The following is a 25,848-nucleotide window of genomic DNA, read 5'->3' as shown; positions in this document are numbered from 1 at the left end:
CATGAGAGTGTCATAACCCTGTCATAAAATGAATAAAAATGTAAATAATTAAGTAGTCCTTCAATTTTTCGCGCAATAAACGTAAAGCTTTCGACATTTGATCCTCTACGGTTTTCACAGAAATACCCTCTATTTCAGCAATTTCACGGTATTTCTTTCCTTCAAACCTACTCAAAGAAAAGATCCTCCTGGTTTTATCCGGCAGGTTTTCAATCGCTTGCAAAATCCGGGTTTGTAATTCAGTTTCCTCCAGGTAATCCCTGGATTCAATGTAGGCCGGAATAGCTTCACTATCGGTTTGTAGATCATGCTGCACAATCTTCTTACGATCACGGATATAATTGAGACACAGATTATGCACCGATTTGAAGAGGTAAGGTTTTAGAGGTTTGCTCAGATCGATTTCATCCTGCTTTTGCCATAGTTTAAGAAAAGCATTATGCACTATGTCTTTGCTATCATCCGCATCTTGCACGTACTTCCTTGCAAAGGAGCATAGGAAGGGGTAGTGCTCCTTAAAAAGCGCTTCAAAATCCTGCTCAGAGAAGTACATCGGATGAAAATTCCATTGGCTAAGGTGGAAATTTATATTTTTTTAATTAGACATGCATTGAAGCATCTTTAGGTTTAATGCCATTTATCCAAAACACTCACTAGCGGGGTAGGTTATTAAGTATATGTCTAGCGAACCCATCGGCGAACAGGTTTATGAATACCTGGTTGAATCAGGAGAAGAAAGGGCTTGTGATGCGATCTCTGAAGAATCGTGTAAAGAAGCACCGGGAAATTTCCTACTGAATGGACTGAATGGGTTTTGTACGAAACTGGCAGAGCAGATAGCTAGTCCCACGCTGATCATTCCGTATGTCTTTTCCATTTTAGGTGTCCCGTCCTTCTATTCAGGACTACTTGTACCAGTCAAAAATACCGGATCATTGCTTCCGCAATTGATCGTATCAGCGAAGATCAGGGCTTTTCGTTATCGGAAATATTTTTGGGCTGCCGCCGGCTTTTTTCAGGGCATGATGCTTTTATTGATGGGACTTGTTTTCATCAATTTCAAAGCTGGAGTTGTTGGAATATTGGTTGTTTTCTTATTGCTTCTTTTCAGTATGGCCAGTGGGGTTGGGTCCATTTCATTTAAAGATGTGATGGGAAAAACCATCCCTAAAGGAAAAAGAGGACAGTTGCTTTCTTTTCGGGCCACTGGTGGGGGCGTACTAACAATGCTGGCTGGAATCGTGCTTTACTTGTTTATAGGAAAAGACAGCTCGATCGACTCCTTCGTAATGCTTTTTATTGTTGCCGGAGTTTTGTGGATCACCTCGGCAGTACTTTTTGCGCTGATAAATGAGGAGCCGGGGGCTACTTCAGGAGGAAGAACGCCTGTTGAGGAGGCGAAGAAAGGCTGGCAGCTAATACAGCAAGATGATAACTTTAGAAACTTCCTGATCACACGGGCTTTACTTTTATCAATCCCATTGGTTCAGCCATTTTTTATTCTTTATGCTACGCAAAAAATGGACGTGGAGCTTTCCGGATTAGGCTTTTTTGTTATCGCTGCTGGTGTTTCTAATACAATCAGCAGCCCATTCTGGGGCCGATTTTCGGACAAGAGTAGCAAGAAGGTTATGATGGTGAGTGCCGCATTTGCATTACTCATAAGCGGTTATGTGATTGCTTTCGGATTTTTACCTGACACCTGGCAGAATATTTATGCATTTGGTCCCGTCTTTTTTCTAATCATTATTGCATATAGTGGAGCAAGGATGGCAAGAAAGACCTACTTGGTTGATTATGCCCCTTCTGACGAACGTCCACTGTATGTATCCGTAGCGAATACTTTTATGGGAGTGATGACATTATTATCAGGTGTTCTTAGTGTGGTTGCTGGGTTTTTCGGCATTAAAGTGATGATCGCATCGTTGATGTTGTTGATGTTTCTAGCTATTCTATTTGGCTCAAAGCTTAAAGAAACATGATCGAACATTACTTTAATTGTCCATACTGTGGTGCTGAGATCAGTATGCTAGTCGATCCCTCGATCTCGAAGCAGGATTATGTGGAGGACTGTGAGGTGTGCTGCAATCCGATCAGAGTGCAATGCGAATTGGAAGCTGGAGAGGTGGTTTTGTTTGATACAATCTCCATAGAGCAATAGATTCAGGTCTTAGGCTTTCCCTCACTATCAAAGTTTTCTTTTAGATATTTCTCTATTATAAACATAGATCCAACCAACAGGATACACATTATGCAACATGCAGTAATTAGTGCGGTGGCAGGATCAAAAAGCAAGAAAAGAATAATTTGAAGGACGGTTGTTATGATACCTATCCATATCATCAGTTGCAAAGAGTGCTTGTTTGAAGCATCCCATGATTCCTGAGATTTCATTGATCGAGTGGTTCGATAGCCATAAATCCAATTTCTGTTTTTCGGTGGAAAGGCCTTGAAGACCAAGCTCAAGATCAATAGCAGAGGACCGATGGCCAGATTAGCGATAATCAATGCCGTACTCATGTCTAAATTTCAATATCCATTTTTTTTACATAATCGTATCCGATATCAAAGATCTCCTGAGCATGTTTGGTATCCATGATATCGTAATTACACAGATCAGGTGGTTCAATAAATACATCACACATTTTTGTGAGTTCACCATTGCTTGGGTTTACGGCCAGCTGGAACATTCGTGTCGCTACCTGTATGAGATTAGTTAGTTCATCAATTTCCTGTATTGGACTAATACTTACGCCAATCACCTTTTTACAAAGGTCCTTTAGTGGCTTAACCGGTACATTGTCGAAAATGCCTCCATCAGAATAAAGCTTACCATTAAGTTCGACCGGGCTAAAAAGGACAGGGATCGAAGCTGATGCCTGAATGATATCCGCAAGTGGACCCTCCGTAAGGTACTCCGGTTTGCCTTCCAGCATGTTGCTGACACAAATGATCAAAGGAGTCTCAAGGTCTTCTAAGTTTTCAATAGGTATTTTCTTGAGCATCCGTGATTTCATTTTCGCAGAGCTCAATAGGCCGGTCTTCGGAATATTCAGTTCTGAAATAGCCGTAAATCGATATTCCTTGATGATATCGAAAGCTTCCTTCGGAGAATGTCCTGAAGCGATGAATGCTCCGGCAATTGCTCCGGCACTTACGCCGGAAATGACATCTGGTTTGATACCTTTTTCATCCAGCGCCTGCAGTATACCCAGATGCGCAAATCCACGAGCTCCGCCACCTCCAAGTGCGATACCGATATCATGTTTCTTTTCTGATTTAGACATGTGCCTAAATTAGTTAGTTCTAACAAAAAAAGGCATCTCATATCGAGATGCCTTTCAGGTTTATTCAATGATTTACTTATTTCTCAACACCCGGAGCTCTATTCAGATATTCTTCATAAAGCTGCGTATGCCTACTGATCATAGGGATGTTCCATCCATCGATAAACACATAGTTGATTTGTGTCTTGGTCTCGAAAGGATCACCGGTAGCCAAAAATAAGTTAGCCACTTTCCCTTTTTCCAGGGACCCATATTTATCCGCCACACCAAAAATCTCTGCAGGAACAATAGTAACTGCTTTAAGTGCTTCCTCTTTGCCCATGCCATATGTGGCGGCAAATCCTGCATGGTAGGGGAGGTTTCTTGCATTCTCCACTTCATTGGTTCTGATCGCCACTTTTACCCCGGCCTTTTGCATAGCTCCGGCATTGGCATATGGTCGGTCATATCTGTCATAGCTACGTGTTGGGTTGCTTAAAACCGGACCCGTAATCACTGGTACACCAGCTTCAGCAATCTTGTCAGCTACTCTCCAGCCTTCAGAAACTCCGCATAAAATTGCATCTGCGCCTTTCTCTTCAATCCACTCCAATGCAGCTGTGATATCTTTTGATGAATTTACATTGACCAATAGCTTCATTTCACCTCTGACAACCGGAAGCATTGCTTCCATTTCAGGATAATAAGGCTGATCTTTTCCTCCAGTAGCAGAATCAATTTTATGATACTGAATAGCTTTCTCCCAAACTTCATTGAGTTGCTTAAGTGCTTTTTCTGCAGCTTTCTTGATGTCGTCATCAGATCGACGGTCCCACCTTCCTCTTCTTCCAGTTGCTGGGAAGTTTAGAACCACTCCTTTAAACCCTGCATACATCTGATCTGGCGTATAGCCATGCAGATTGATTAATGCAGCTGTTCCCGGGAACAGTCCCCCGGACGGCATGGTTAGTGCAGTGGTGACTCCATTCACCCGCGTCACTGGATGGATAACAGAACTCGGATTTACAGCAGTTAATGCCTGGATGTGAGGAATCACATCTCCAATCTCATTATTATCTCTGGTCCTAGGATCAGAGCTCACCTCAATCAAACCGATTTGTGTTCCCCCATCGATCATTCCCGGATAAATAGTCATTCCGGTACAGTCGATGGTTTTTGCTCCTTGTGGAACTGAAACGCTGGATCCAACGTCGGTGATCATTCCATCAGCAATCACTAAGGTTCCATTTTCAATGGTTCCATTGGTTATTGTTTCAATTTTTGCATTGGTTAATGCAAATGTTCCTGTCTCAGCACTTGGAATCTGGGCAAATGCCAGACATGCCATCATGAGCAGAAACAGTGTTAGTGTATGTTTGAATATTTTCATGATTTTTTATTTCAGATTGAATAAAAATTCGGTGTTCTGCATGCATCGATCGTGATCTTCTTTTTCCCAAAACGTCACATCGATTTTTTCTTCTGGATCAGGATAAATCCGCATGTCAGCAGGATCGTTTTCACGATCGAACCTCACAACACCATCTACGATCGTTACCGTTGGAATTGCATAAATAGATAGAGGATGATTCTTAAAAATCGCCACATCACCTTCTTTCCCTTCTTCCAAAGAACCCACTCTGTCATCAATGCCTAGTTGCTTTGCAGGGTTGATCGTAATCAATGAAAGTGCTTCATCGTCTGTAAGACCTCCGTATTTTTGAGACTTTGCTGCCTCGTGGTACAGGTGACGAATTAGTTCACCAGAATCTGAATTGATTGAAGTCGTTACACCATTTTTAGTAAGAATAGCCGCATTATATGCAGTGCTGTAATACACTTCAAATTTGTATGCCCACCAGTCTGCAAACACAGAGGCACCTGCACCAAATTTTGCTAGTTCAGGAGCAACTTTGAATCCCTCATTGACGTGTTGAAACACCAATTTATCCACTCCAAAATCTTTACATACCTGCATCAGCATGTAGATTTCATCAGCTCTGTAGGAGTGGCAGTGGATGATAATATTGCCTTTTAGAATATCAGCCAGCGTCTCAAGTCTCAGGTCATACTGAGGTGCTTTTCCTTTGAATCGCTTATTGTTTTTATTCTTGTTGTACTCATTCCAAGCTTCCATGTATTCTTTGGCTTCCTGAAAGGAGCTTCGAATGACATGTTCTACACCCATTCGTGTTCTTGGCAAGATGCCATTACCACTTCCATGCACACGCGTTGGATTTTCACCGAGCGCAAACTTGATGGTACGTGGAGCTCCTGCCATTCGCATTTTATCCGGATCGATCTCACCATAGCGAAATTTCACCGTTTCGCACTGACCACCTATGGCATTTGCTGATCCGTGCATGGAGTGAGCTGCGGTAACTCCACCGGCTAATGCCTGATAAATCCCAACATCTAATGGGTCTAGCGCATCTCCAACCCATACTTCAGCAGTAACAGGATTAGTTGCCTCATTCACTGCGTCCAGGGCCAGGTGAGAGTGGGCATCAATGATGCCTGGCATAACAAACATCCCATCTGCATCGATGGTTTTTGCTCCACTTGGAGCGCTTAATCCTTGTCCAATTTTAGAGACTTTGCCGTCTCTAATGAGAACATCCGTGTTTTCAAGTGTGCCATTCGTAACAGTCAAAACGGTTCCGTTTTTGATTAGCACATTGCCTTTTTCCTGCGCTGTTACGAATGTAACACAGCAGAATATCGCAATGATTAGTTGTATTCGTTTCATTCTTTTTCTGTTTTTAGTCTTCTGCTTACTGTTTGCAACATTTTGTTCCTTCCATTGGGAAACTTCCAAAAGCCGCAACAGATAAGGTGCCTTCAAATGTGTCGCCATCGATATCCATACTAATGTCGACTGTGATTTCTTCGCCCATGTTTAGTTTGAAAGAGAAAGAAACATTGCTTCCATCGACTGTCACGTTTTCGATATCATTAGTACTTCCATTGAAGCTGACTGTAATTGTTCCGCTATAATCACCAGGTGTTCCCTTGATAGTAATTACTCCACTGCCATTTCCTTGTGGTGTCTCTGTGGTGTAGTTCCATACTCCGGCAGCATCTACCGTCTCATCACCGTTACTCTTTTTCTTTTTCTTTTTCTTCGCCTCGTACTCATACTTTACTCCATCTACGAATACGAATCGTACATTGGAATCTTTTGTGAAGAACGCTGTATCTGTAACAATAAGGTTGGCCATTTTACCACTCTCGATTGTTCCCATCAAATTGGAAACTCCAAGAATACTTGCAGGCTCTGTGGTAAGAGCAGCGAGCGCATGATTTTCCGAAAGACCGTTTTCAATTACTTTCAAGAGGTTGGTTTTAAAGTCTTTGGACTTCACCTCCATAGTGGAAAAACCAAATTTGATTCCATTACTTCGAAATTTACCTGCCTGTGTATAATAGTTTTTGATCATGGCATTTTGTCTTTCCTTTAGTGCCATTTCTTCCAGTTCAGATTCGGTCGGTTCTTTTTCCTCCTTTTCTTCGTCGCTATCTTCTTTTTCTTCTTCCTCTTTCTTCTCCTCTTCTTTCCATTCCGGAAGATCTAGCGAAAGAAAGACTGGAGCACCAGTGGATTTGATTGTTGGAATCGCATCCCAACCTTGTTTCACCTCACCGAGCATCATCTTGAATCCAAGATCTTTTTGAAGAGCAATTACCCGCATGATATCTTTGACTCCTTCGGCTTTAAAGGCAACTGTCATTTGTTTTGAAACTACCGGGTAAAGTGCCTGGAGGGTTGCATCCGTAGCAGGACGCTCCATTCCATTTGGACTGTTATTGTATTTGCTTTCATAGTCTCGAGCCTGACTTGCCTTTCTGTAAAGATCCCGGTATTTAGCCATCACTCCGATTACCGTGTTTGGATAAACTCCACCAGCTCCCGAAAGCTGGGAAAACATAGAAGTCTGATCTCGCACAACCATGCTTTCACTGTCTTTTCCTCCAAGAAGAATAATTGTTCCTGATCCCGGTAGCATTCCATCGTGAGGTACGCTATGAGAAGCAGTGAATCCAAGTTTTCGAAAATCTTCAACGGATTTATCATTAGATTTAAGCATCTCTCGCGCAGACTTGCCCGGAGTGATGCCAGCTCGCTCATAAGTAGGGTTCCCGGTAAGCTTCCGGTCGTCATTTTGATCCTCCTCTTTTGGTTTTTCAACGCCAATATTCGATAGTCCGCTGATGAATCCGGCATAAACATACATTGAATCAGCATCTACCACCCAGGCATCTGCCGGGACAGCTATGCTTGATCCTACTGCTTTTATGATTCCGTTTTCAATCAGGATCGTACCATTCTGGATGGTTTTTCCTGGTGCCTGTACAATAGTTGCATTTTTAATTGCGTACTTATTGGTTACAGGCTTCAGGTCACTGTCCTGGGCCAATCCAATCAAGGGTATAACCCCAATTAGAAATAGCATACAGACAGACCTGATAAGGCTGTCACATTTTTGCATAGGTTATTACTTTAGGTTTGAATTAAAATAGACATGGAAGTTAGGAAATTATTAATCAGTGAAAACCAATATTATACGAATGGTGTTTCTTTGTCGCATACGGAAAATTGACTGATCATGAAACTTGATATACTGGCCATAGTTGCCCACCCGGATGATGTGGAGCTTTCTTTTGGAGGTACACTTCTTACGCATCAAATGCAGGGATATAAAACAGGTATTCTTGACTTGACAAAAGGGGAGTTAGGAACCAGAGGAACACCTGAAATTAGGGCCCGGGAAGCAAAAGATGCCGCAGAGATATTAAAGCTTTCTGTGCGTGAAAATCTGGGATTGGATGATGGGTTTTTTGAGAATAATAAAGAGAATCAAATCAAGATTGCTGAACAAATCAGGCGTTTTCAACCTCGCATTGTTATTACTAATTCTATTTATGATCGTCATCCAGACCACACGCGTGGTGCTCAATTGGTAGAAACGTCTTGTTTCATTGCCGGACTAAAAGCGGTAGTAACAACATGGGAGGGAGCGAATCAAGACTTTTACCGTCCGGAGAAGCTCTACTTTTCCATACAAAGCACTGCACACGAACCGGACCTCCTTGTAGATGTTTCAAATGTCATGGAGGAAAGAAGGGCTGCTATTAATGCGTTTAAATCGCAGTTTCATGATCCCAAAAGTAAAGAACCTGAAACCTTCATAAGTTCTGAAGGATTTATGACCATGCTTGAATCAAGAGCACGAGAGTGGGGTCAACGCATCGGGGTAGAGTATGCCGAAGGCTTCAAGGTGAAGCACTTTATGGGGGTAAGGGATTTGTTTGATTTGGTATAGTTTAGGCTAAGAAAACCTTATTTGAGCATCTTATCTGATTTCTTGGCTGGATAGAATTCACGCATTTGCCCAGTGATTTTGTTCGTTCCTTCTAAGTAAATAAGCGTCAATGGAGCATTCGATTCATATTCTGCCACATCTTTCCATTTTGGTACGCTTAAACTCTTAATACTGCTGGCGCTTACGGGCAGGTAGTTGATATCACATTTTACCGGAGTATCCAGTATTTTATTCCACGATTCCATTTGAAGGTTCTGAGAGCTAAAGCTTTGAGCTTTGTTTGAAATAGACGAACACTTTATTTCACCTTTGGTCCGAGCGAAATTGACAAATGCCACTTTGGTTTGATCTTTCAAAACAAGAGGTGTGCGACTAATGAAAAACTTATCATCCATATTCCTTTGGCACGTTAGGATTTCAAGTTTTCCATTTTCGTTTCTCAGACTTGCTCCAAATCTCATTCCTGGTCGGTTCGCAAGAAGTTCTCCGGCTTGTTTAATTCTCGGTGCACCGATTTCTACTACTTGACTGTAAATCACACGTTGTGCCACTGGTGTCCCATTCGGTTCGACAAGCTTGAATAAATAAATTTCATCACCCGAAATCTCCCATTTTGAGAGATTTGGAAGGTTTTCGGTTACATCATAATATAAACCCCAGATAGAGTTGTCTGATGCGGTGATCAGGTTGAGGCCTGCCCCAGATCCAAATCGATTGTATTTTGCAATTGGTTCTTTAATCCAAGAATTGATATTTTGATCTTTAGTTTTATAGATAACCACTCTTCCATTCTCAGCGTCCTGATCCATTAGTAAGTACCAGCATTTCATCTGATCGCTGTATGTAAGTCCGGCACCTCCAGAGTTTACACTGTCCTGTACCACTCGTGCCGCCTCAATCGAGCAATAGGGATCTTTTTCTAAATCAAAAATTAAGGCCATTGATTTTGATTCTCTCTTTGTACCCAGAGCAGCCTGGCTCAAGCCGTATTCTGCTTCAATAGCAATCGTTAGGTACTTACCTGTGATCTGGATGGAGCAGGGATGAGCATAGCCTTTCTCCAATTCTTTAATTTTTCCCTGCTTGGTTTTAGTGTTATAAATCCAAAGCTTAGAAGCGAGAGAGCTGGTTTTTGATGAGGGAATTTTTCCTCCTGTTTTATCGCCTGTACTGAAAGCAACATAGATATAATCTTTGTACTGGGCTACCGCTTGTGCGTGCCAACCACCAATGATGGCTCCAACATTCAGACCGGTTCCATTCAATGTTTCTCTAGCTGATGGAGAACTGGCAAATGATTTTAGAAATCTTGGTTGATCGCCTTTGAGTAGCTCAACCTCAACTTTGGGTGACTGGGAAAAGATAGATAGCGTAAGGAGAGTAAAAGAAAAGAAATGAATAATTCGCGTGATCATACTTGTAGTTTAAGAGAGATTTATCCTGAAATTAGGCTTTGTTTCATTGATCTCCAACCCATGTCTTTACATTAATTTCTATCAAACATTTGGGAAATAGGTGTGTTAGATTGATTTAACCTAACTTTCTTCAAAGCAACGTTTGGCTCGTGAATTATTTATCGTTCTTTTCTTATTTAGCCCTTTCAATATTGTCTTATTTTAGTGTGGCTCAAGTGGAAAAGGATAAGAAATGGCTTGAGTTGGAAGCTGTCTATTCGGCGCTTCCCTGGTACAATGCATCCGGAGGATTGGAGACTGGTTTTGTCTACATGGATAATGCAGACATCACTGCCAAAATCAATTTTGATCAGGTTTTCAAACTAAAAGATAATCTCTCTCTTTTTATCTATGGTTTAGGTAATAATGGTGATCGTGCAACGGATCTTATGGGGGATTTTCAAGTGGCCAGCAATATTGAAGCGGTGAAGGCATGGCGATTGTTTGAGTTTTGGGTTCAGCAAAACTTCATTGATGATCGAATTTCTGTGTTGGTTGGGCTATATGATTTAAACTCCGAATTTGATGTGTTAAGACCGGGTACCTTGTTCATAAATAGTTCATTCGGGATAGGAGCAGAGTACGCCCAAAGTGGACAGAATGGGCCATCTATTTTTCCTATTTCATCATTTGGGGTTCGGCTGGCATCTTTCGTTGGTGGACGAACAAGGATAAGGATAGCTGTATTAGATGCTGTCCCTGGTGATCCTGCCCGGCTGGAGAGCAACGAAATTGAGCTGAGATCAGATGAAGGAGCACTCATCGCAGGAGAATTGTCCATTTATATTGGTGCTGGTTTTAGTGAAGAGAGTCAAACCATCGAGCGATCGTATGTTACTCGGAGAAGAAAAGTAGGTCGTGAACATGAGGTCTATAAGAATGATAAAATCAACATTGGTGGGTGGTACTACACCAGTGAATTTGAGCAAATCAATGGTCAAGACCCTGCAAGCGGAAACTTCGGCATATACCTGGGTAGTCAAAAGTATTTTCCGATAGGGGAGAATGAAGATTTTATAGCCCTATTTGCCAGATATGGAATAGCTAATAACAAGTTCAACAGATTTGGATCAGCATTATCCGGTGGTTTGTTGGTGAGTAACCCAATCACCAGCATTGATGACAATTTCGGATTAGCATTTTCATTAGGATTCAACGGATCAGCGTTTCAGGAAATTCAAAATAGTAACGAAACCACTGAGACAGTAATCGAATTCACGTATTCATTACCTCTTGCCTCATGGCTTTTACTCCAGCCGGATGTCCAATATGTAATTAATCCATCAACACGACTAGAGCTAAATAATGCGCTTTCGTTTGCGCTGCTGGCTCAGCTTTCATTTTCATATTGACGATAATTCTTTAAGTATGAATCTTTATTGGGAAAGCTTTAAAAAGCATAGTGCCTTTGCTTATTGCACCTATTTTGGGAAGTTTGGAATCAATCAATATATCTATTTCATTGTCAAGTTTACTTTTTTTAATAAACTCCAAAAATTCTGACTTGATCGCAATTTTATTTCTATGCAGATTCACTATTCTATCAAGTTTTTCTTGATCAGTTTTTTGATAGTCATGTCCATATTTATTTAGATAATCAATTGCAAGAAAATGGAAGCATCTAAGTGCATTTAGGCTTGGGTCAGTAATAGAGTTTTTAATATTTGTAAAGTATTCTATTAATACTTTCATCTTGTCATAACTAGATAAAAGGACTTTTTTAAATTCATCAAAATCCATTACTTCACCGCGATCATTAATTATCCATTTGGAGTAGGTAACGAGATCATTCTTAAAAAAATGATTCTTATTGTGATCTGGGTTGTAATTCAGACTTTTGAAGAGGTCAATATCAGTGAAGATATCCTTAAAAGTTTTTATGTATTTTAAAAATTTTATGTCTTGAGGATCAGCATTCGTTGTGTCAATATTAACTGCATCTTTTTCGACTTTGAGTGTCCAATAGAGAAATTCTAAAAACCTATAAATGAAGCTATTTATATAGTACTGATTTTTATCACCCCATTCACCTTCTGAAATAGAATGTTTTTTTCTATCAATGTTTTGAACAAAATTCCAAATTCTGTGAGACAGAGATTCAACTGCATTTATGTGATGCATTTTATTCTTAGATAGGTCTTCTTTAAGCTTCTTTCTTTGTTCGAATTTAAATTCTTGGTCAAGTCGATAGTTTAACGAAAGTTTTTCATACCATATTTTACCTTTTATTGTCAAGAAGATAGAGGTGAATGAAATGAGTCCAGAAATTAATGCGGCCTGAATCTTTACATCTAGTGAATTCCAAAAATCAAACATATATTGATCAGTTTTATGACAGGAAAACCAAAAGTAGTGCTTATAATTACTTTTTTGTTACTTGACGATCCAAGTATCTCAGCTGAATCAATAAAGATTCCTTGGTTCCTTTCAGGAAAAAATGCTTTTGCCTGAGCCACTCTAGTGCCTCTTCCAGCTCCACATTCTGGTAAAATTCATCCCTGCAGAAATGGACAAACTTCAAGATTTTAAATGCATCAAACCAATGAAAAAAGCGCTTTCGAAACTGTTCCAATGAACTCACCTGATTTTTTATATCAGCAATTTGCTCTTGCCAGTTGTCTCCTAAAAATGTTTTGATCGTCATGGGTATTTTCCACTCTTCTTCGTTCCAGAACCCATCTACTTTATCAAAAAATAGCTTCAGGTCCTCGAATGTGTTTGGGTGATAGACGTGGTATTTTTCATCTTCATTAAGGATGTCATTGACGGCTTTACCGGTCCCGAATGGAACCCGATCAGAAACCCGATCTGAGGGGCGAATGGTGGTGGTATTGATCTCCACAAATCCACCATGAGGAATGGTCTTATTAAGAAAGTAAAAGTCTTCTCCAGCTTTACGGGTATTCATTCCACCAACCTTTTCATACATAGAAGACCGAACCGTAATGCAGGAACCTAATGTCTGATGGGCGTAAGGGAAACGAGCAAATCGTAGCGCATCAATGTAATATCGTAGATAAAGCTCATAGTCCACAATGGCTTGGTGATTCTCCCGATGGAGGCTGTGCTTGTAAAAAATAATTCCAGATTGAGTTTCCGGATTTTGATAGGCCTTTTCAATTTCTTCAAGGTAATTGGCATCACATCGACAGTCTGCATCGTAGCAAACAATCGGACCATCCTTTCCTGCTTTTTTATAAAGACGCACCGCCTCATCCATGCCTATCTTTCGAGCCAGACCCACACCGGCTTTTTTCTGTGGTAGTTTCTTTTGGGTCACCAAAACAGGATAGTCACACTGAAAAGACTGAAGATCCCGCATGGTTTGTTCATTGGCTTTTCTGATTTCATTGGATGCTTCTTCAGGCTCATTCAGCACCACAATAACCAGTAATTTACCCGGTGGGTAGTTGCAGCTGCTGAGGGATTCAAGCGCACCTGTTAAGTCTGGTTCTTTAAAACACGGAATGACCACAATCAAAGAAAGTTCCTGTGGTGGCTGATAATCAGGGAAACACTCATGTGGCCAGGCGTATCGCTCCAGGTAGGTTGACATCAGGGAGCCAGGCGGTTTGATTTCCAGGATCCATTTTCATCCTGTTCAAAAAAGAATCGATCATGCAAGCGGCTTTTGCGGCCCTGCCAAAATTCGAAGGTGTTGGGAATGATTCGGTATCCCCCCCAATTATCAGGCAAGGGGATTTTTCCCTCTTTGAATTTCCTCTTCATCTGCTCTAATTTGGCCTCCAATACACTTCGCGAGGATATCACTTCACTTTGATTAGACACCCATGCACCCAGCTGGCTTCCTTTCGGTCGAGAGAGAAAGTATTTCAACGACTGTTTGGTTGAAATCTTTTCGACCCGCCCTGTTATGGCCACTTGTCGTTCCAGTGAATACCATGGAAACAAGACAGAAACCTGAGGGTTTTCGTTGATTTGCCTGGATTTTCTGCTTTCATAGTTGGTATAGAAAACAAATCCATCGGTACCGAATGTCTTTAGTAGAACGGTGCGTTGAAATGGTTGCCTGTCTTGATTTACGGTAGAAAGCACCATAGCAGTTGGTTCTACTATTTCACTTTTTAATGCCTCATTAAACCACTTTTCAAATTGCTCAAAAGGATCTTTCAGGATGGTGTCTTCATCCAGTTTTGCCTGGGTGTACTCTTTGCGGATAGAGGCAATGTCTTCTCTCATGTTCAGGTTTCCATTTACTTTTGAAACTCAACAATAGCGAAGGTAAAAAGGTTAAAACCAAAATGCGATGAAGTTTAGAATAGACTTGACAGTAGAATCAAAAAACGAATGGGTGGAGACTGTATTGAATGATTTTGATGCCTTCCTGCAAGATCATGCGGACTGTGAAAGAAAGGCTTCAGGAATGGCCTTAAGCCTGGTGGCCAAGTATCCGAATAGGACAGAGATCATACCGGAGTTAATCGACACTTCAGTAGAAGAACTAGAGCACTTCAGAGACGTATATGAAATCATGGAAAAACGAGGCATCCAATTGAATCATGAGATACCCAAAGACATGTACATTCAGAAGCTGTTAAAAATTTGCAGAGATGGAAGAGAAGAGCGGTTTATGGATCGATTGCTATTAGCTTCTTTGGTTGAAACACGTGGAGCTGAACGCTTCAGGCTGGTATATGAAGCACTAGAAGATGGTGAGCTAAAGCAGTTTTACCATCGCTTGTGGGCATCAGAAGCCAGACACGGTGAAGTGTTTGTAAGAATGGCGCTCAATTATTTTGAAGAAGATGAGGTTTACAATAGATTGGAGGAAATGAAACAAAAAGAAGGAGTGATTTTGAATGAGCTCCCGATAAGACCAGCTTTACATTAATGGATTTTTTTTCATCAGATAAAATCGTTGAACCGCAAAAAGGAGATTTATTGATCTCTGAGCCCTACTTGCCAGATCCCAATTTCGACCGAACAGTGGTGTTTCTTTGTGAACACGATGAGAACGGGACGTTTGGATTTGTACTCAATAAGGCTGCTAATATTGCCCTTAGTGAACTCGTGGATGAGGTTGGAGACTATCCTGGGAAGGTTTTTATGGGAGGTCCGGTGGAAAAAGACACGCTTCATTTTATTCATCGAGAACCCAAACTCATTGAGTCTTCAAGAGAGGTAGTAAAGGGCGTTTACTGGGGTGGAGACTTCAACAAACTAACAGAAATGACCAACACCCGAGCCATCCAGACTGAGGATGTTCGTTTTTTTATAGGGTATTCCGGATGGGCTTCAGGTCAGCTCATGGACGAAATGCGAGCCAAATCCTGGATCGTGCTCAAAAATACCACGCCTGAAATGATTTTTGACTGGGACAACCAAGACCTATGGAAAGCGTGTCTACAAACCATGGGTGGAAAATTCCGGCTCATATCTAACTATCCAAAAGATCCCCGATTGAATTAGGGTATTTGGTTAGCTTTGTGTCATAAGAGAAATAGTAACCGGTTCCAATAATGGATAACGAGAAATTGCAGGACGTTTCAAACGAAACTAAAAACGAAACGCCTGAGGAAGTTCAGAATCAAGCTGAATTACGAGATGAAAATCAACCTGAAGTAGAAGAGGAGAAAACGGATGGTGACGTAGCGGCTGAGCAACCTCAGGAAGAAGTAGAAGATAAGCAGCCACAGGAAGAGGCGCGTGCTGAGGAAAAGCAGGTGGAAGAAAAGCCAGAACCAGCGGAGAAAGAGAAGAAGGAAGAAGCCTCAGATACAGAATCTGAAGAAGAAGATTCTCATGATGAGGAGGAAGAAGAATTGGATTTTGAGCACGCCGACAAAGAGGAGCTGGTAGCAAAAATCCGTGAAATCAAAAACGAAGAGAATATCCGGTCCCTCGATCGGGTACTGAAAGCGATCAAACCACGATTTGATGAGCTATATGAAGTCTCGAAGAATGAGGCCCTCCAGAAGTTTGTTACTGATGGAAATGAGGCAGATGCCTTTGAGTACCATGGTGATGAGCTGGATAAGGAATTCATAACCCTCTATGGTCAACTAAAAAGCAAGCGAAACAAGCATTACAAAGACCTTGAGAATCAGAAAGAAGACAATCTCAAGAAAAAAGAGCGAATCCTTGAGCAGCTTCGCGAAATAGTAGATGGTGAAGAATCTGCTGAAAGTATCAACGGCGTTCGGGAACTGCAGTCCGAATGGAAGAAGGTAGGCCCGGTTCCAGGAGCGATGAATAAGACGCTTTGGGCAAATTACAATGCGCTACTTGATAGATACTACGACAACAGAAGTATCTACTTTGAGCTGAAAGACCTGGATCGTAAGAAGAACATGAAGCTTAAAGAAGAGCTTTGTGAAAAGGCTGAGGCGCTTGCATCGATGGAAGATTTAAAAACGGCCATCATACAGTTAAACGACCTTCATGAAGAGTATAAACACATTGGGCCCGTACCTAAGGAAAATCAGGAGCCTTTGTGGCAGAGGTTCAAAGCTGCCTCTGACTCCATTTATGCGAAACGAAAAGAGCATTTTGAACACCTGAAAGAGGAGTTTGAAAAGAACCTGGTGAAAAAGCAGGAACTGATAAATGAGGTGGAAGGATTTATCAAATTCACCTCCGATCGTATCACTGAGTGGAATGGTAAGACCAAGGAAATCCTTGATATCCAGAAAAGATGGGAGGCCATAGGTGGCGTACCAAGAGAAAAAGCAAAAGCGATTAATAAAGCATTCTGGGGATCTTTCAAGGGATTCTTTGCGAATAAGAATCAGTTCTTCAAAGAGCTGGAATCGAAGCGAGAAGAGAATTTGCAGAAAAAGCAAGAGTTGATTGAAAAGGCGGAGGCACTAAAGGATAGTGATGATTGGAACTCAACAGCAGACAAGCTCAAACACTTGCAAACAGTGTGGAAAGATGTAGGGCCTGTGCCAGAAAAGGTAAGGAATGAAACCTACAAGAAATTCAAGACTGCTTGTGACCACTTCTTCAACAGGAGAAGGGAGCAAAATCAAGAGCAATTCAAAGCTTATGAGGACAACCTTAAGCTGAAGCAGCAGGTGTGTGACCAATTGGAGCAGGAGGGAACTAAGGAGGATCCCGATCTGGATACACTGTATGATTTAGTCGATAATTATACTTCTATCGGATTTGTGCCAAAAAATGCGATCAAGAAGATCAGGAATCGATTTGATTCGGTGAAGGAGAAGATCCTTTCTAATAAAAGCATCCACGAAGATGACCGGACGGACTTAAGAAATCATATTCAGATGGGTCGATTGAAGAATACTCCCGGTGGTGAGCGTAAGCTTCATCGTAAAGAGCATTCTATTAAACGTAAGATTTCTACTATCGAAAATGATATAGCCACCTGGAATACCAACATGGAATTCTTCGCTGATTCAGCTACAGCTGACAAGCTGAAAGCAGAGATGCAGGAGAAGATAGAAAAGGCAGAAAGCGAGTTGGAAGACCTTAGGTCACAACTTGCTGCAATTTCTGCACAAAATTGAAAAATAGATTTGTGAAATAGCCGGACCCTGCTATTTTTGCAAACCGTTTTGAACGCCTCAAAAGTGAGGAGCGAAATAAGTTGAAAAAACTGCCTCCATAGCTCAGCTGGCCAGAGCAACTGACTTGTAATCAGTAGGTCGTTGGTTCGAATCCGACTGGGGGCTCCACAAACCCACTCAAACGAGTGGGTTTTTTTGTGTCTTTACACGGATGAGAACCAACGACCTGTTTAGGTGAACAATCAGGTTCGAAATGCGAAGCATTCACGAGGGGCTGTGTGGCATGGAGGAGGGTATGAGTAATCCGACGCGGACGGCTAGTCTGGGGGCTCTTCAAACCCTGACAGATTTATCTCGTCAGGGTTTTTTTATGTTTTTTTTGGATGAGGTCCAACGTCCTTTGTAGGAGCATTTGGTTCAAAACTACCTATGAAGCAGTTGATGTGAGACGGAGTAATATGAAGGTAAGAACACCTATACAGTGTGCTAAAAACGATCTCCTTCTAACTTTAATTTATGTTGTTTGATTTTATTTCTCAGAGTCTGTGCCTGTTGTAGTAGTTGTCTTTCAAATATTTCAATTTTTTCTATGAGTGTTAGATCGCTCTCATGCACTGCCAATAACGGGTCTATAGGTTTTCTTTCCTTCTCCACAATTTTTACTGGTTGATTGATAATTAGATGTGAAGGTAACTATCGCATGTATCCACTTCATTATCGATGTATTAAACAACCTTGAAGATTCCTTGTAGCACATTTATAAAACATCATCGGTGAGGTTCTCAACCTCTGAATCTTTAGTAATTATTGCCTATGGAAGAATTTAACCTACATAAAAAAGGGCCGAACAAAATGTTCAGGCCCTTTCAACTACTACTACCTAATCAACCAAAATAATTATCTTCCACCTCCTCTCTGAGGTCGTGGAGCGTTTTTAAATTCACTCTCGGTTATATACCCATCGCTATTACTATCAATTTTTGAAAAGTCATTTGCTAAGCGTCCTTTTATCTCGCTTTTTGCAAGTTTGCCATCTTTGTTGGTGTCCATCTCAGTCAAAAGCTGTGAATAACTGGGAGTCCCTTGTTGTCGTCCTCTTTGACTAGTAGACTCCTGATTGTTGTTTTCTTTCTGCTTGTTCTGTGAAGCACATCCGATCATGGCAAATGATATGACTGCTACTGCGATTAATTTAATTGTCTTTTTCATGTCCTTTTATTTTCTAGTTTAGACGTATCCCTCTTTCGAATCCCTCGTTCACATTTATTTTTTCGGAAGTATTTTTATTGATTCCTTACGAGGGATTGAATTCGTTTTGGAGTCTAAAGAGGAAATCAACATTCAATTAAAATGAAAGCACTTCAAAACAGCATGTTAATCCTCTTTCTTGGTATTTCAATTTCTATGCTTGCACAACCTCCTGGAGGTGGACGGGGAGGAAGGCCTGGCGGTGGTCCGGAGCAGATGATCGAGCGGGAAAAACAAACGCTTTATAGCAAAGTCGAAGACCTTACAGATGATCAAAAATTGTTGCTCGATGGCATCTATGCAGAGTTCGCAGTGACACTTCAGGAGTCCATGGAAGAGATGCGCCAGAGTACTGACAGAGAAAGTCGAAGAGAGAAAATGGAGGCGCTGAGAAAGGAAAAAGATGAATTGATCGCTGATGTGTTGAATGAAGATCAGTTTAAAATCTACGAGAGTATCAGCCGAACCAGAAGGGAGCGGAGAGATGATGATGACGGGAAAAATTAAGTTGATATGAGAGTAATTTCATTTACAATCCTCACTTTTTTATTCAATTCATACATTGCTTTTACTCAGGAACAAGAACTATCTGTATCCGGTGCAGTAGTGGATGCTTCAGATAAATCTCCACTCATCGGTGCGACTGTCCTGATGGTAAATATCAAAGATTCCACCCGGTCAAAATTTGCCGTTGCTGATGGCGATGGAAGGTTTAGTGTCTCCAACCTTGAGCGTGCATTTTATCGATTGAGAATATCGAATGTAGGTTATACATCATATACTAAACTCTTAAGAGTTACTATGTCGGACCAATCACTGGGCACTATATCCCTGGAGCCTGAGATAACTAATTTAGATGAAGTGGTAGTGGAAGGAGAAGTAATCGCTGTACAGCAAATAGGGGACACTACCCAATACAATGCGCTTGCCTATAAAACCAATCCGGATGCTTCAGCTAAAGACCTGGTTAGCAAAATGCCTGGAATAGTTGTGGATAGTGATGGTGTAAGTGCCAATGGTGAAAGCATAGAGCAAGTACTGCTGGATGGGAAGCGATTTTTCGGACAGGATCCACTGCTTTCTCTTAATACGATTCCTGCAGATATCGTTGATAAAGTGCAGGTCTACGATGAGGAAAGTGACCAGGCCCAGTTTACCGGATTTGATGACGGTAATACCACCTGGACAATGAATGTGGTGACCAAAGAAGACAAACGAAACGGTCAATTTGGAAAAATCTACGCTGGGTACGGTGAAAATGAGTTGTACAAAGCAGGTGCTACGATCAATTCTTTCAACGAAGATCAACGGCTCACCTTTCTGGGCATGACCAACAACATCAACCAGCAGAACTTCGGTAGTGAAGATCTGATAGGTGTAAGTGGTGGAGGCGGTCGAGGTGGTTTTCGTGGAGGTGGAAATCAGGCGTTCATTACTGGCACACAAGATGGAATTACCCGAACCAATTCAGTAGGATTAAACCTTACGGATGATTGGGGCAGTAATACCTCTTTTGAAGGAAGTTATTTCTTTAATCAGACACGAAATAATAATGATCAACTGCTCAATCGTGAATCGTTTTTAAGTGGAGGTACGCAATATTATTCGGAGAATCTCCAGTCTGTCACAGACAATTCCAACCATCGCCTGAACTTAAGAGCCAATCACAAAATTGATGATAATAACAACCTGTTGGTACGGTCTTTCTTCAGCTATCAAGACAATGAGAGTACGGAAGTAACACTTGGTGAAACCACTAATCAAAGTGGAGAATTGCTTAACGAAACATTCAATAATTACTCAAGTTCGAATACATCATTCAACTTTAGTAACAATCTTATTTTCCAACATAAATTCAGTAAGATTGGCAGGACGTTATCTTTTGACCTCAACACACAAATCAATCCAACAAAAAGAGAGAACTTGTACGAGGATCTTTCACTTGATTCGCTTATTGAGTATAACACGGATGAGGCACAATACTCTCTGGGCTCAAGGATTACATATACAGAACCTGTCGGTACTACAGGTCAAGTGTCGATGAGTTACGAACTGAGCAATGCACTGAGGAAATCAGATAAGGAAACGTTTGTAATCACCGAAGCAACCGGAGCTGAAACCTTTAGCGAAGAGTTATCTAACAACTTTGAAAGTAGATACACGAAACATCTTCCCGGGATCCGTTATTCTAACAATAAGTTCGGGAACATCTTTGATGTATCTCTGATGTATCAATATGCTACGTTGGATAATGAACAGATTTTACCTATGGCAGAAAATTCTAATCGGAGCTTTAGCAATTTCCTTCCTTCGATATTAGGCAGGATCGATTTAGGAGAGAGCGGTAATTTTTTCGCCAGATATTCAACCTCAACGACTGAGCCTTCTGCCAGCCAGCTACAAAATGTAATTGACAATAGCAATCCGCTTTTCCTTTCGGTGGGAAATCCAGATCTTAATCAAATCTATACTCACTCGCTGCAAATGGGTCTTCAGAAAAACTTCTTTGACTCGAACGCTACCCTTGCTAATAGAACCAGTATAGCGACAAGTAGTGATTATATAGGCAACAGCACTACTATAATCCAGGCAGACTCGGTCACTTCAGGAGGTATCTCTTTGGTGGAGGGAGCTCAATTAACCACACCGGTTAATCTCGATGGTTATTGGTCGATTCGCAATAATACGACCTACGGAATATTGATCTCGCCCATTAAGAATAACTTGAATGTATCTGTCGGGGTGAGCTATACACGGCTTCCAGGTATTACAAATGATGTACTTAACATTGCGAAAACTTATTCAGCTGACGTAAAGGTTGGCTTGGTGAGTAATATCAGTGAGAATATTGACTACAATTTGTATTATCAGCTATCGGGTAGCAGGGTTTATAATTCCATTCAGTCAGAATCAAATAGTCAATACTATACGCAGACTGTTGGATCTACGATTAATTTGATTTTTCCAAAGGGGTTTGTTTTTCGAAATGAAACCCTGTTTCAGAAGTATAATGGTGTGAATGATTCGTTTAATACGCAGTATACCCTGTGGAATATGGGGGTTGCCAAGAAGTTCTTGAAGGACAGTCGTGGAGAATTAGAGTTGTCTGTCTTCGACTTGCTAGGTGAAAACCAAAGCTTTGATCAGACAGTCACGGCCCAATACGTGCAGGAGAGTCAAACCCAGGTGCTTCAGCGCTATTTCATGCTGACGTTTACTTATCAGCTTAGGAGTTTCAAAGGATAAATATTTAGTCGCTTTGTTTTCGTCTTTTTATCGGTCTTCCAGGAGAATCGGCAAGCCTGGGAATGACATCTGCAATCACTTCATCAAACTTTGCCAACTGCTCCTCGTTGCAAATACTTTTTAGCTTTTCAAAATGATTGTAGGTGAGAACGATTTTATCTTTTTTCAACTTCATAATTTGACGAAGGAGCAGCTCCTTGTCTTCAGAACCAGTAGTTATGGAAAGCTGCTCGAAATAGGAACGAACCAGTGTTCTTTCCTCTTTCAAAATTTCACGAATAGCTTGTCGATGTATTTCTACCATTTCTCCAAACTGTTTTTCCTGCTCATCACTAAATGCAAGCTTCTGACTTATTTGCTCTCTTGCTCCCCTTTGTCGCATATGAGGCTTTGGCTTGAAGATGAATAGCACAACTAACCCTATATTGATAATTAGTAAAGCAAAAAATCCAATTTTATAAAGCTTATTATTCATAGTCGTAAAGGTTAAAATCAGACATTAATTGGGGATAGTTGGAATCCTCGATAGTAGTACTTTCGGAAGTTAAATAATTCGAAATAGCCCAAGCGTTTGAGCAAACTACCAATGCTACTACTGCAGCTACTTTCATCCAGCTGCGTGCGGGTTGCTGCTGTCTCATTCTCTGGTCTGCCAGTTTTTGCTGGATTTTCTCAAAACCATCAGCAGGGGCTTTCGCTCGTTGAATGCCTTCCAGGCTTTCCATTGCTTTGTTAATCCGGTTTTCTTGTTCCATATCCATTTTGACGTTTTTTAACATTATTTCCCTCGCTCAGGATACAATTTTTCCAATTCTTTTCTTAAACTCGCCTTTGCTCGCTGCACCAAAGATTCCACAGATTTTCGACTTTGCTTCATGATTTCAGCAACTTCTTTTTGAGGAAGTCCTTCGACCTGAGTGAGTATAAAGGCAGTCTTCTGATTTTCTGAAAGCGAATCTATGGCCTTAAATAGCTGCAGCGCGTCTTCCTTATTTTCCAGTTTCACACCTGGGTGCACAAAGTCAGGCGATTCATATTTGATCTCTGACGAATCTTTTACATACAGGGACGTGAATATCCCGGAACGCTTTTGACTGTTCTTCTTTCGGATAAAATCCAACGATTTATTCACAGTGATACGATAGATCCAGGTGCTTACCGAAGAGTTGAATTGAAAACTTGAAGCGGTGTTGTAAATGGTTACAAATACATCCTGCAATAGCTCTTCGGCATCTTCCTCATTTTTTGTGTAGCTAATGATTGTATTGAACACCCGGTCACAATAATGATGATAAAGCTGCTCCAATGCATCTTCACTGCCCTGTCCAATTGCTTTTATGCAGCCTGTTTCGTCTATCATTTATATAAAAGTGTAAATAAGAAGCTCTCTGGACAAATATTTATAATCCATAAAATGACCCAAAGTCACAATATATAAGCACTCAAAAAAAAATAAAGTTACTGCGAGGGATTCAATTTGATTTAGCGTCTAAAATGAAAATTAAAGGACAATGAAATATTCAAGATGGAGAAATCTAGCAGTAGTGAGGTTGATGACAATAAATCTACCAGAATACACTTAAATCTTTAGCCCTTAAAAATTAATATTATTCAATACGTGGTTGTTCATGGGTGATATCGTTGCTGTACAGCCCGACATTTGGTTTATCTCAGGTGGGGATTTTTTTAGTTAACTGAGAATCAATAGCCAATGTCGGGTGCAACGATACACAAGCAACATGAAGAGCAAACACTTACATACAGAATCAGATCAATAAAAATCTATGAAACTATTAAAAATCAGCTGTTTACTATTTTTTGTTTTTGGGTGTGCTTCCGTTGATAAAATTCGACAGTCGGACAAGCTCATGAGCATAGATGGATCCAATGAGGATTGGCCTCATCTGGTTCATTTTGATAAAGAAGCAGGAATGCTTTATGGAGTGACATACGACCAGGAAAATTTGTATGTACTGGCTAGAATTTACGAAGATGAAGCTAAGAGGCATGTAATCTCTTCAGGTCTTACTGTTTGGATTGATCCTGATGGAAATAAGAATAGAGAGATCGGTTTGAGCTATCCGGTTATAGGTAGGCAACCCAAGAAAGAAAGAAACAGAGATAAACAAAATGCCGGAAGGGAAAGGGAGCTTGATGATAAGCAACTGGAAAATATAATGGTTCAAGGTGTTTTTTCCGAGGACATGCAAATCACTCGAAAATCACATTTGGCAATTGACCTTGATGTGATGATCGGGTTTGACTCTACGCGTAATCTTTTATATGAACTGAAGATGCCACTTTCTCTGCTTAAGCAAAAGGCAAAAAAAGATATTGGGAAGATTGCCATTGGCTTTGAATTAAGCAGTCCTACTAGACCTATTAATGTAAGCAGTCCCTCCTCAGTGGGTGGAGCAAGTAGAGGACGTGGCGGAGGAATGCGTCCAGGTGGAGGACGAAGGGGGAGTGGTCCAACAGGCACGCAAAGAGTCACTCCAAATCAAACAAATTCATTCTGGTATCAAGTTGAATTATGAGACATTTTAGCGGGACTGCAGTGCCTTTGGCAATGGTCGTATTTATAGCAGTTGGTATTTCTTGCTCTGAATCATCGGTATTAGGAGAAGACTTTATAGATAGTGGAAATTTTGAGGTGACGGCAATTGACACAATTTCACTAAAAATCAGTACAATACAATTCGACTCAATTGTGACCAGCAATACCGGCAGGCTATTAATTGGTAGTCATAATATGGAAGTAGGTAAGATTACTTCAGAAAGCTATTTTAATTTGACTTATGAATCTACCCTGGTGATTGACGATACTTACCAATTTGATTCATTGGTGCTGACCTTACCTATGGATGGTTATGTTAATCGAGTTCCGGATGAGGGGGTACATTATACCATTCAAGTACATCAACTTAGCAATGATCTGGAGTTTCGTTCCACCGGGTCATTATACAATGTCTCAGAAATAGATGGAGTGGAGGATGATCTCAGGTTATTGGGAGAGAATACCATATATGTTGAATCTGATCGTCTAGCAACAGTGTCAATTACACTTGATGAAAATTTAGGGCAAGACCTTTATGGGAAATTAGTTGCTGGTCATGAGATTTTTACACTAACGGATGAGTTTCAACAATATCTTAATGGATTTAAACTTTCGATAGCTGAAGATCCGTCTGGCTTCATTGGGTTTGCTACTGATAGCATTAAGATGACAATGATGATGAGCGATAAATCACAAAGCCCTCCAGAGGTTGTAGAGTATGATTTTGTCATTTCAGGCAGTCCTCACTACAGCAAAATTCAAACAGAAGATTCAATTGATGCTTTGGCGGAGATAGAAGATATCTATGATGAATCATTATCAAATGTAACTGATGATATCGCATACATCCAGGCCGGAAGTGGATATGCGATAAAAATCGACTTGAGTAACGTACGGAATTTATTACTGGATGATCACGATTTCATAATGGCTGGAGCGGAATTAAAGCTATCCTGGCTACAAACCGGAGATAATGAAATACCAGAGACACTCATTGGCACTTATATAAATGGTGATTTTGTAGATGTTACCGGAGAAAATTATTCATTGTCGCTTCAGCATGATGAAGATTATAATCGGGATAACTTCTACACCATGGATATTTCTTCTTTAGTAAATGTCTTGCTTGAGCCCTTGACGGATCATGACTATTACCTACTGATTCAAACGACAGAATTTAATTCAACTACTACTTCAATAATGCTGGGAGATCAAACCTACGATAGTGAACTAATAATATATACTATTTCAAATAATGAATAA

The 25,848-nt window shown here is 40.8% G+C and carries 25 protein-coding genes and 1 tRNA gene; 12 read left to right on the top strand and 14 right to left on the bottom strand.

Annotation, left to right across the window (positions count from 1 at the left end; translation table 11 throughout):
• Positions 1-10 precede the first annotated feature (10 nt).
• Positions 11-553 carry an RNA polymerase sigma-70 factor gene (locus tag ACP14Y_RS02150; protein ID WP_424961329.1) on the bottom strand — a complete coding sequence of 181 codons (543 nt, stop codon included), beginning with the start codon at positions 551-553 and terminating at the stop codon, positions 11-13.
• A gap of 124 nt (positions 554-677) precedes the next feature.
• Here ACP14Y_RS02150 and ACP14Y_RS02145 point away from each other — a divergent pair, with 124 nt between their 5' ends.
• Positions 678-1,982 (top strand): MFS transporter, encoded by a 1,305-nt coding sequence (locus tag ACP14Y_RS02145; protein WP_424961328.1) that lies wholly within the window; start codon positions 678-680, stop codon positions 1,980-1,982.
• Positions 1,979-2,161 (top strand): CPXCG motif-containing cysteine-rich protein, encoded by a 183-nt coding sequence (locus tag ACP14Y_RS02140; RefSeq protein WP_424961327.1) that lies wholly within the window; start codon positions 1,979-1,981, stop codon positions 2,159-2,161. The genes ACP14Y_RS02145 and ACP14Y_RS02140 overlap by 4 nt, the downstream gene beginning before the upstream one ends.
• Before the next feature lie 2 nt (positions 2,162-2,163).
• Here ACP14Y_RS02140 and ACP14Y_RS02135 read toward each other — a convergent pair whose 3' ends face one another.
• The 5 genes from ACP14Y_RS02135 to ACP14Y_RS02115 form a co-directional block, all read right to left on the bottom strand.
• On the bottom strand, positions 2,164-2,520 hold the full coding sequence (locus ACP14Y_RS02135; RefSeq protein WP_424961326.1) for an SdpI family protein: 357 nt from the start codon (positions 2,518-2,520) through the stop codon (positions 2,164-2,166).
• A 2-nt stretch (positions 2,521-2,522) separates the two neighbouring features.
• The gene (locus tag ACP14Y_RS02130; RefSeq protein WP_424961325.1) at positions 2,523-3,287 is read right to left on the bottom strand and encodes a patatin-like phospholipase family protein; all 765 of its coding nucleotides are present in this window, start codon (positions 3,285-3,287) and stop codon (positions 2,523-2,525) included.
• Between the two features lie 76 nt (positions 3,288-3,363).
• Complete coding sequence (locus ACP14Y_RS02125; RefSeq protein WP_424961324.1) at positions 3,364-4,656, bottom strand: amidohydrolase family protein; 1,293 nt, start codon at positions 4,654-4,656, stop codon at positions 3,364-3,366.
• 6 nt (positions 4,657-4,662) lie between these two features.
• Entirely contained in the window at positions 4,663-6,015 is a 1,353-nt protein-coding gene (locus ACP14Y_RS02120; RefSeq protein ID WP_424961323.1) for an amidohydrolase family protein, read from the bottom strand.
• 25 nt (positions 6,016-6,040) lie between these two features.
• A complete protein-coding gene (locus tag ACP14Y_RS02115) occupies positions 6,041-7,756 on the bottom strand; it encodes an amidohydrolase family protein (RefSeq protein WP_424961322.1) in 1,716 nt (571 codons plus the stop codon).
• A gap of 117 nt (positions 7,757-7,873) precedes the next feature.
• Here ACP14Y_RS02115 and bshB1 point away from each other — a divergent pair, with 117 nt between their 5' ends.
• Positions 7,874-8,590: a bacillithiol biosynthesis deacetylase BshB1 gene (bshB1, locus tag ACP14Y_RS02110; protein WP_424961321.1), complete on the top strand. Its 717-nt coding sequence runs from the start codon at positions 7,874-7,876 to the stop codon at positions 8,588-8,590.
• A 17-nt stretch (positions 8,591-8,607) separates the two neighbouring features.
• On the opposite strand, the gene ACP14Y_RS02105 is transcribed toward bshB1, so the two are convergent.
• Positions 8,608-10,005: a hypothetical protein gene (locus ACP14Y_RS02105; RefSeq protein WP_424961320.1), complete on the bottom strand. Its 1,398-nt coding sequence runs from the start codon at positions 10,003-10,005 to the stop codon at positions 8,608-8,610.
• 149 nt (positions 10,006-10,154) lie between these two features.
• Between ACP14Y_RS02105 and ACP14Y_RS02100 the strand changes: the two genes are divergently transcribed.
• Complete coding sequence (locus ACP14Y_RS02100; protein ID WP_424961319.1) at positions 10,155-11,396, top strand: carbohydrate porin; 1,242 nt, start codon at positions 10,155-10,157, stop codon at positions 11,394-11,396.
• Positions 11,397-11,406: 10 nt separating this feature from the next.
• Here the strand turns inward: ACP14Y_RS02100 and ACP14Y_RS02095 are convergent, their stop codons facing one another.
• Genes ACP14Y_RS02095 through pdxH form a run of 3 tightly spaced genes read right to left on the bottom strand, consistent with a single transcriptional unit; the run spans position 11,407 to position 14,244 of the window.
• Positions 11,407-12,360: a hypothetical protein gene (locus ACP14Y_RS02095; protein WP_424961318.1), complete on the bottom strand. Its 954-nt coding sequence runs from the start codon at positions 12,358-12,360 to the stop codon at positions 11,407-11,409.
• A gap of 46 nt (positions 12,361-12,406) precedes the next feature.
• The gene (locus ACP14Y_RS02090) at positions 12,407-13,600 is read right to left on the bottom strand and encodes a glycosyltransferase (RefSeq protein WP_424961317.1); all 1,194 of its coding nucleotides are present in this window, start codon (positions 13,598-13,600) and stop codon (positions 12,407-12,409) included.
• Positions 13,600-14,244 carry a pyridoxamine 5'-phosphate oxidase gene (pdxH, locus tag ACP14Y_RS02085; protein WP_424961316.1) on the bottom strand — a complete coding sequence of 215 codons (645 nt, stop codon included), beginning with the start codon at positions 14,242-14,244 and terminating at the stop codon, positions 13,600-13,602. The genes ACP14Y_RS02090 and pdxH overlap by 1 nt, the downstream gene beginning before the upstream one ends.
• A 67-nt stretch (positions 14,245-14,311) precedes the next feature.
• On the opposite strand from pdxH, the gene ACP14Y_RS02080 reads away from it, so the two are divergent.
• The 4 genes from ACP14Y_RS02080 (at position 14,312) to ACP14Y_RS02065 (ending at position 17,702) form a co-directional block, all read left to right on the top strand.
• Positions 14,312-14,896, top strand: a complete 585-nt coding sequence (locus ACP14Y_RS02080) for a tRNA-(ms[2]io[6]A)-hydroxylase (RefSeq protein ID WP_424961315.1) — start codon at positions 14,312-14,314, stop codon at positions 14,894-14,896.
• The gene (locus ACP14Y_RS02075; RefSeq protein WP_424961314.1) at positions 14,896-15,474 is read left to right on the top strand and encodes a YqgE/AlgH family protein; all 579 of its coding nucleotides are present in this window, start codon (positions 14,896-14,898) and stop codon (positions 15,472-15,474) included. Before ACP14Y_RS02080 ends, ACP14Y_RS02075 begins: the two co-directional genes overlap by 1 nt.
• Before the next feature lie 50 nt (positions 15,475-15,524).
• Entirely contained in the window at positions 15,525-17,534 is a 2,010-nt protein-coding gene (locus ACP14Y_RS02070; RefSeq protein WP_424961313.1) for a DUF349 domain-containing protein, read from the top strand.
• Between the two features lie 91 nt (positions 17,535-17,625).
• Positions 17,626-17,702: transfer RNA gene (locus tag ACP14Y_RS02065), tRNA-Thr, on the top strand.
• Between the two features lie 729 nt (positions 17,703-18,431).
• Here ACP14Y_RS02065 and ACP14Y_RS02060 read toward each other — a convergent pair.
• Positions 18,432-18,743: a hypothetical protein gene (locus ACP14Y_RS02060; RefSeq protein ID WP_424961312.1), complete on the bottom strand. Its 312-nt coding sequence runs from the start codon at positions 18,741-18,743 to the stop codon at positions 18,432-18,434.
• Between the two features lie 141 nt (positions 18,744-18,884).
• Here ACP14Y_RS02060 and ACP14Y_RS02055 point away from each other — a divergent pair, with 141 nt between their 5' ends.
• Together ACP14Y_RS02055 and ACP14Y_RS02050 are read left to right on the top strand one after the other, a co-directional pair.
• Positions 18,885-19,289, top strand: coding sequence for a hypothetical protein (locus ACP14Y_RS02055; RefSeq protein ID WP_424961311.1), 405 nt, complete (start codon positions 18,885-18,887; stop codon positions 19,287-19,289).
• 6 nt (positions 19,290-19,295) lie between these two features.
• A complete protein-coding gene (locus tag ACP14Y_RS02050; RefSeq protein ID WP_424961310.1) occupies positions 19,296-22,028 on the top strand; it encodes an outer membrane beta-barrel protein in 2,733 nt (910 codons plus the stop codon).
• Between the two features lie 4 nt (positions 22,029-22,032).
• Here ACP14Y_RS02050 and ACP14Y_RS02045 read toward each other — a convergent pair whose 3' ends face one another.
• Genes ACP14Y_RS02045 through ACP14Y_RS02035 form a run of 3 tightly spaced genes read right to left on the bottom strand, consistent with a single transcriptional unit; the run spans position 22,033 to position 23,388 of the window.
• On the bottom strand, positions 22,033-22,503 hold the full coding sequence (locus ACP14Y_RS02045; RefSeq protein ID WP_424961309.1) for a hypothetical protein: 471 nt from the start codon (positions 22,501-22,503) through the stop codon (positions 22,033-22,035).
• A complete protein-coding gene (locus tag ACP14Y_RS02040) occupies positions 22,496-22,789 on the bottom strand; it encodes a hypothetical protein (RefSeq protein ID WP_424961308.1) in 294 nt (97 codons plus the stop codon). The genes ACP14Y_RS02045 and ACP14Y_RS02040 overlap by 8 nt, the downstream gene beginning before the upstream one ends.
• 17 nt (positions 22,790-22,806) lie before the next feature.
• Positions 22,807-23,388 (bottom strand): RNA polymerase sigma factor, encoded by a 582-nt coding sequence (locus tag ACP14Y_RS02035; protein ID WP_424961307.1) that lies wholly within the window; start codon positions 23,386-23,388, stop codon positions 22,807-22,809.
• A gap of 424 nt (positions 23,389-23,812) precedes the next feature.
• On the opposite strand from ACP14Y_RS02035, the gene ACP14Y_RS02030 reads away from it, so the two are divergent.
• Both ACP14Y_RS02030 and ACP14Y_RS02025 read left to right on the top strand, forming a co-directional pair.
• Complete coding sequence (locus tag ACP14Y_RS02030; RefSeq protein ID WP_424961306.1) at positions 23,813-24,565, top strand: hypothetical protein; 753 nt, start codon at positions 23,813-23,815, stop codon at positions 24,563-24,565.
• A complete protein-coding gene (locus tag ACP14Y_RS02025) occupies positions 24,562-25,848 on the top strand; it encodes a DUF4270 family protein (protein WP_424961305.1) in 1,287 nt (428 codons plus the stop codon). The genes ACP14Y_RS02030 and ACP14Y_RS02025 overlap by 4 nt, the downstream gene beginning before the upstream one ends.

This window comes from Ekhidna sp., assembly GCF_965247405.1.
Taxonomy (GTDB): domain Bacteria; phylum Bacteroidota; class Bacteroidia; order Cytophagales; family Cyclobacteriaceae; genus Ekhidna.
This window is presented reverse-complemented; position numbering and strand designations above follow the sequence as displayed.

Coding starts and splice junctions, on each gene's coding strand:
- ACP14Y_RS02145 (WP_424961328.1), top strand. CDS start 678: ATGTCTAGCGAACCCATCGGCGAACAGGTTTATGAATACCTGGTTGAA.
- ACP14Y_RS02120 (WP_424961323.1), bottom strand. CDS start 6,015: ATGAAACGAATACAACTAATCATTGCGATATTCTGCTGTGTTACATTC.
- ACP14Y_RS02075 (WP_424961314.1), top strand. CDS start 14,896: ATGGATTTTTTTTCATCAGATAAAATCGTTGAACCGCAAAAAGGAGAT.
- ACP14Y_RS02095 (WP_424961318.1), bottom strand. CDS start 12,360: ATGTTTGATTTTTGGAATTCACTAGATGTAAAGATTCAGGCCGCATTA.
- bshB1 (WP_424961321.1), top strand. CDS start 7,874: ATGAAACTTGATATACTGGCCATAGTTGCCCACCCGGATGATGTGGAG.
- ACP14Y_RS02150 (WP_424961329.1), bottom strand. CDS start 553: ATGTACTTCTCTGAGCAGGATTTTGAAGCGCTTTTTAAGGAGCACTAC.
- ACP14Y_RS02025 (WP_424961305.1), top strand. CDS start 24,562: ATGAGACATTTTAGCGGGACTGCAGTGCCTTTGGCAATGGTCGTATTT.
- ACP14Y_RS02070 (WP_424961313.1), top strand. CDS start 15,525: ATGGATAACGAGAAATTGCAGGACGTTTCAAACGAAACTAAAAACGAA.
- ACP14Y_RS02050 (WP_424961310.1), top strand. CDS start 19,296: ATGAGAGTAATTTCATTTACAATCCTCACTTTTTTATTCAATTCATAC.
- ACP14Y_RS02115 (WP_424961322.1), bottom strand. CDS start 7,756: ATGCAAAAATGTGACAGCCTTATCAGGTCTGTCTGTATGCTATTTCTA.
- ACP14Y_RS02055 (WP_424961311.1), top strand. CDS start 18,885: ATGAAAGCACTTCAAAACAGCATGTTAATCCTCTTTCTTGGTATTTCA.
- ACP14Y_RS02030 (WP_424961306.1), top strand. CDS start 23,813: ATGAAACTATTAAAAATCAGCTGTTTACTATTTTTTGTTTTTGGGTGT.
- ACP14Y_RS02090 (WP_424961317.1), bottom strand. CDS start 13,600: ATGTCAACCTACCTGGAGCGATACGCCTGGCCACATGAGTGTTTCCCT.
- ACP14Y_RS02040 (WP_424961308.1), bottom strand. CDS start 22,789: ATGGATATGGAACAAGAAAACCGGATTAACAAAGCAATGGAAAGCCTG.
- ACP14Y_RS02045 (WP_424961309.1), bottom strand. CDS start 22,503: ATGAATAATAAGCTTTATAAAATTGGATTTTTTGCTTTACTAATTATC.
- ACP14Y_RS02060 (WP_424961312.1), bottom strand. CDS start 18,743: ATGAAAAAGACAATTAAATTAATCGCAGTAGCAGTCATATCATTTGCC.
- ACP14Y_RS02105 (WP_424961320.1), bottom strand. CDS start 10,005: ATGATCACGCGAATTATTCATTTCTTTTCTTTTACTCTCCTTACGCTA.
- pdxH (WP_424961316.1), bottom strand. CDS start 14,244: ATGAGAGAAGACATTGCCTCTATCCGCAAAGAGTACACCCAGGCAAAA.
- ACP14Y_RS02140 (WP_424961327.1), top strand. CDS start 1,979: ATGATCGAACATTACTTTAATTGTCCATACTGTGGTGCTGAGATCAGT.
- ACP14Y_RS02130 (WP_424961325.1), bottom strand. CDS start 3,287: ATGTCTAAATCAGAAAAGAAACATGATATCGGTATCGCACTTGGAGGT.
- ACP14Y_RS02080 (WP_424961315.1), top strand. CDS start 14,312: ATGAAGTTTAGAATAGACTTGACAGTAGAATCAAAAAACGAATGGGTG.
- ACP14Y_RS02035 (WP_424961307.1), bottom strand. CDS start 23,388: ATGATAGACGAAACAGGCTGCATAAAAGCAATTGGACAGGGCAGTGAA.
- ACP14Y_RS02125 (WP_424961324.1), bottom strand. CDS start 4,656: ATGAAAATATTCAAACATACACTAACACTGTTTCTGCTCATGATGGCA.
- ACP14Y_RS02135 (WP_424961326.1), bottom strand. CDS start 2,520: ATGAGTACGGCATTGATTATCGCTAATCTGGCCATCGGTCCTCTGCTA.